At 52.8% G+C, this 4,690-nt stretch carries 2 protein-coding genes; both read left to right on the top strand.

The features are described from left to right. Window positions 1-193: 193 nt before the first annotated feature. Window positions 194-3,427: a carbamoyl-phosphate synthase large subunit gene (carB, locus tag SGI98_11690; protein MDZ4744065.1), complete on the top strand. Its 3,234-nt coding sequence runs from the start codon at window positions 194-196 to the stop codon at window positions 3,425-3,427. A gap of 25 nt (window positions 3,428-3,452) precedes the next feature. Next, complete coding sequence (locus SGI98_11685) at window positions 3,453-4,565, top strand: DNA alkylation repair protein (protein ID MDZ4744064.1); 1,113 nt, start codon at window positions 3,453-3,455, stop codon at window positions 4,563-4,565. Window positions 4,566-4,690: the final 125 nt, after the last annotated feature.

The raw sequence follows: 4,690 nt of genomic DNA, 5'->3' as shown, positions 1-4,690 counted from the left end.
TGACTCCTTTGTTCCGGTGTCATTTCTTTTGAGTCAACGTTCTTTTTGACCCCGCCCACCTTCCCTCTCCCCGGTGTCATAACTTATGAGGCAATTCGGACTGCAAATCTCACCAAAAATTCGGTTGCCAGATGGCTCAGTGGTTGGCTTATTCTTTGGACGACAAACAATTTGCTCAGGAATCTATCAATCTATGGGAAAGCGTACTGACATTAAAAAAATCCTGATCGTGGGATCGGGCCCGATTATCATCGGGCAAGGGTGTGAATTTGACTATTCAGGTGTGCAAGCCTGTAAAGCCTTGAAGGAAGAGGGTTACCAAGTCATTTTGGTGAATAGTAACCCGGCGACCATCATGACCGATCCGGAGTTTGCGGATAGTACGTACATCGAGCCGATCACCGTGGAGATGATCGAGAAAATCATCATTGCTGAGAAACCAGACGCTATTTTGCCGACGCTGGGTGGGCAGACCGCCTTAAACGTCTCGATGCAGCTCTGGCACCAAGGAATCCTCGAAAAATACGGGGTGGAAATGATCGGGGCCAAGGCCGATGCGATCGAACGCGGGGAGAACCGCGCACTTTTCAAAAAGACCATGCTCCAAATCGGCCTGGACATGCCGACATCCGGGATCGCCCACACGATGGAAGAGGCCCGCACTGTGGCCGCCGATATCGGGCGTTACCCACTGATCATCCGTCCGGCATTCACTCTCGGGGGGACCGGTGGCGGGATCGCGTATAACAAAGAAGAATTCGAGCAAATCGTCACGCGCGGACTGGACCTGAGCCCGACGACAGAGGTGCTCGTCGAGGAGTCTCTGCTGGGCTGGAAGGAATACGAGATGGAGGTCATGCGCGACAAGAATGACAACTGCGTGATCGTCTGCTCGATTGAGAATTTCGACCCGATGGGTGTGCATACCGGGGACAGCATCACTGTCGCCCCGATCCAGACATTAACGGATAAAGAATACCAGATCATGCGTGATGCCTCTTTTGCCTGTATCCGGGCTATTGGCGTCGAGACGGGCGGGTCAAATATCCAATTCTCCGTGAATCCCGACAACGGACGAATGATCGTTATCGAGATGAATCCCCGTGTGTCGCGATCATCCGCGCTAGCATCAAAGGCTACCGGATTCCCGATTGCAAAAATCGCGGCAAAGCTGGCGGTGGGTTACACCCTCGATGAGATAAAAAATGATATTACCCGCGAGACCCCTGCGAGTTTCGAGCCGACCATCGATTATGTCGTGACGAAAATCCCGCGTTTTACTTTCGAGAAATTCCCGAAAGCTGATGCGACCCTGACCACCCAGATGAAATCGGTGGGGGAAGCCATGGCTATCGGACGGACATTCAAGGAGTCATTCCAGAAAGCGTTACGTTCGCTCGAGACCGGGCGCGGGGGATTCGGTGCAGACGGCAAAGACAAGGAGCCCCGTAATGCGGACGGTTCATGGAATCTCGAAGAAATCAAAAAGAAATTAATCACGCCCAATAACGAACGTGTCTTTTATATCCGTTACGCATTCCTCGCGGGGCTGACGATCGAGGATATATTTAACCTGTCGAAGATCGACCGGTGGTTCCTGCACAATTTGCACCAGATTTACGAGGAAGAATCCAAAATCAACCTGGACACAGGCCTGCGTCCGGCCAAGGAGCTCGGATTTTCAGACAAACAAATCGCTCACATTACCGGGGTGACCGAGGCCGAGGTCCGCGCCGCACGCAAAAAGCAGGGGATCATCCCGGCTTACCGCCTGGTGGACACTTGCGCGGCGGAGTTTGAAGCGTTTACGCCCTACTATTATTCGACCTACGACACAGGTGACGACGAGGTGCGTCCTTCAAAGAAGAAAAAAATCATGATTATCGGCGGTGGCCCGAACCGTATCGGTCAAGGGATCGAGTTTGATTACTGTTGTGTACACGCCTCTTTTGCGGCGCGGGAAATGGGATTTGAGACGATCATGATTAATTCTAATCCTGAGACGGTTTCCACGGATTACGACACGAGTGATAAATTATATTTCGAACCACTCACCTTAGAAGACGTGCTGAATGTCTATGAGAGCGAGAATAAGGATGACTCAGTTTTTGGGGTGATTGTGCAATTTGGTGGGCAGACTCCCCTGAACCTCGCCGAGGGGCTAAAGAAAAACGGTGTCCGGATCATCGGCACGAGTCCGGAAGATATTGCCAAGGCCGAAGACCGTAAACTTTTCTCGGAAATGCTCAATAAACTGGGACTGCGCCAGCCGCCTAATGGCACTGCGACAAATGTGGACGAGGCGATCGCTGTGGCCCGGAAGATCGGGTTCCCCGTACTGGTCCGTCCGAGTTTTGTCCTCGGTGGACGCGCGATGCAAATTGTTTATAGCGAGGAAGAGCTGACTCATTACATGAAATTTGCGGTGGAAGCATCTGCTGAACGCCCCGTGCTGGTGGATTCCTTTCTGGAAGACGCTACGGAAGTCGATGTGGACTGTATCAGTGACGGCGAGACGGTCGTTATCGGTGCGATCATGGAGCATATCGAGCAAGCGGGCATCCACAGTGGTGACTCCGCGTGTGTGATCCCTCCTTTCTCATTGACCGACGAGGTCAAAGACGAGATCCGCCTCGCCACCATCTCCATGGCAAAGGAGCTCAAGGTCTGCGGGCTCATGAATGTCCAGTATGCCGTGAAGAATAACACGGTTTACATCCTCGAGGTCAACCCGCGCGCTTCACGCACGGTGCCCTTTGTCTCGAAGGCGATCGGTGTGCCCCTGGCGAAGCTCGCGGCGAAAATCATGTCGGGTAAATCCCTCAAGGAGCTTGGGTTCACTCAGGAAAAGATTCCTACTTATTTCTCGGTCAAGGAAGCGGTCTTCCCGTTCTCGAAATTTATCGGGACGGATATCATTCTCGGGCCGGAGATGCGTTCGACCGGTGAGGTCATGGGGATCGCGGATAATTTCGGGTTAGCCTATGTCAAAGCTCAGATGGCCGCGCAACCCGCCCTACCACTATCCGGCAAGGTCTTTATCAGTGTCAAAGACTCCGATAAAATGGCCGGCGCGCAAATTGCGGCGGATTATGCAAAGCTCGGGTTTGAACTCTATGCCACCGCAGGCACGGCTAAATTAATCAAGGAAACCGGGGTAACGGTCCATGAGCTCTTTAAAGTCAATGAAGGCCGTCCCAATGTCTTAGATATGATCAAGAATGATGAGGTCGCCTTGATTATCAATACGCCGAGCGGGATTATCGCCCGCGAGGATGAGATCAGGATCCGCTCCACAGCCGTGATGAAACGGATTCCGATCATGACCACTCTGAGTGCGGCGAGGGCCAGTGCCCGCGGGATCGAGAGCTTGCAGAAACAGCCTTGCGGGGTGAAATCCATCCAAGCATATCACCAGAAAGCTTAAAAAATAACGGATCACTCTTTTTCCGATGGCTGAACCTCTGAAAAACCTGTATGGCCCGGACATCCCGGTAAAAATCGCTGCGATGATTTCCGGGGTGTACTCAGGTTTTGACAAAAAGGCATTTATCACCGATTGCCTCGATGGTTATGAGGCCCTCGAGCTCATGCCGCGCGGGTGGAAAATCGCTCATACCCTCAAGCGCCATTTGCCCGGCGATTTCCCGGAGGCTATCGGGATCCTGGTCCGGTCTTTCGCGCCGGTGCATCAAAAGACGCAAGGCGAGGGCTTGGCTTCATTCCTCTACATGCCGCACGCCTTTTTTGTGGCGGAATACGGGCTGGACCATTTTGAAGTGTCCATGCGGGCGCAGTATGAGATCACCCAGAGATTTACAGCGGAATTCAGCATCCGCCCCTTTCTGGAAAAACATCAGGCGCGGACCTTGGCCCATTTACGCCAGTGGGCCAGTGACCCTGATCCCCATGTCAGGCGTTTAGTTTCCGAGGGGATCCGGCCCCGTTTGCCTTGGGCGGGGAGGTTAAGGGAATTCCAGAAAAATCCGGCACCGGTGCTGGAGCTACTGGAACTCTTGAAAGATGATCCCGAGCTTTATGTGCGGCGTTCTGTGGCAAATAACCTTAATGACATCGGCAAAGATCATCCGGATCTTTTAGTACAAACGGCTAAAAAATGGATGAAAGGTGCGGGGCCGGATCGGAAGTGGATCATCCGGCATGCGTTACGTTCCTTGATCAAACAAGGGAATGCAGGGGCCCTGGCTGTATTGGGTTATGCAGGGACGGATGGAGTCGTGATCCGTAAAAAGCAAATTGCTCCGGGGAAAGTATCACTGGGACAAACGGTGGAGATTTCTTTCGAGGTGGTGAATCAGTCGGGTGAGCGCCAGCGGCTCATGATCGATTTCCGGGTGCATTATGTCAAAGCGAGCGGGAAAACCGGGATCAAGGTCTTTAAGCTGAAGGCCTGTTTGCTCGGGGCTGAGGGAAAGCTTTTGGTGACGAAAAAAATCGCACTCAAAGACCTGACCACCCGTAAACATTACCCAGGACTCCACCGGGTCGATATTTTATTAAATGGACAGGTGATCGGGCTCGGGGATTTTGAGCTACGCAAATGACGCCACTAGCGGCGGGGGGGTGCGGGCGTGTTGCCTCAAAAGTAAATGACACCGAAGGGGGGTAGAATTAGACATGACACCCTTGGTTGTCCAGAGGCATACCACAAGATGCTGAGGAGCGCAAG

The organism is Verrucomicrobiota bacterium, assembly GCA_034440155.1.
GTDB lineage: Bacteria > Verrucomicrobiota > Verrucomicrobiia > JAWXBN01 > JAWXBN01 > JAWXBN01.
The sequence above is the reverse complement of the archived record's forward strand: the minus strand, read 5'-3'. Positions and strand labels throughout refer to the sequence as shown.

What these genes read in the sequence shown, in the direction of transcription:
- carB (MDZ4744065.1), top strand. Translation starts at nt 194, where the DNA reads ATGGGAAAGCGTACTGACATTAAAAAAATCCTGATCGTGGGATCGGGC.
- SGI98_11685 (MDZ4744064.1), top strand. Translation starts at nt 3,453, where the DNA reads ATGGCTGAACCTCTGAAAAACCTGTATGGCCCGGACATCCCGGTAAAA.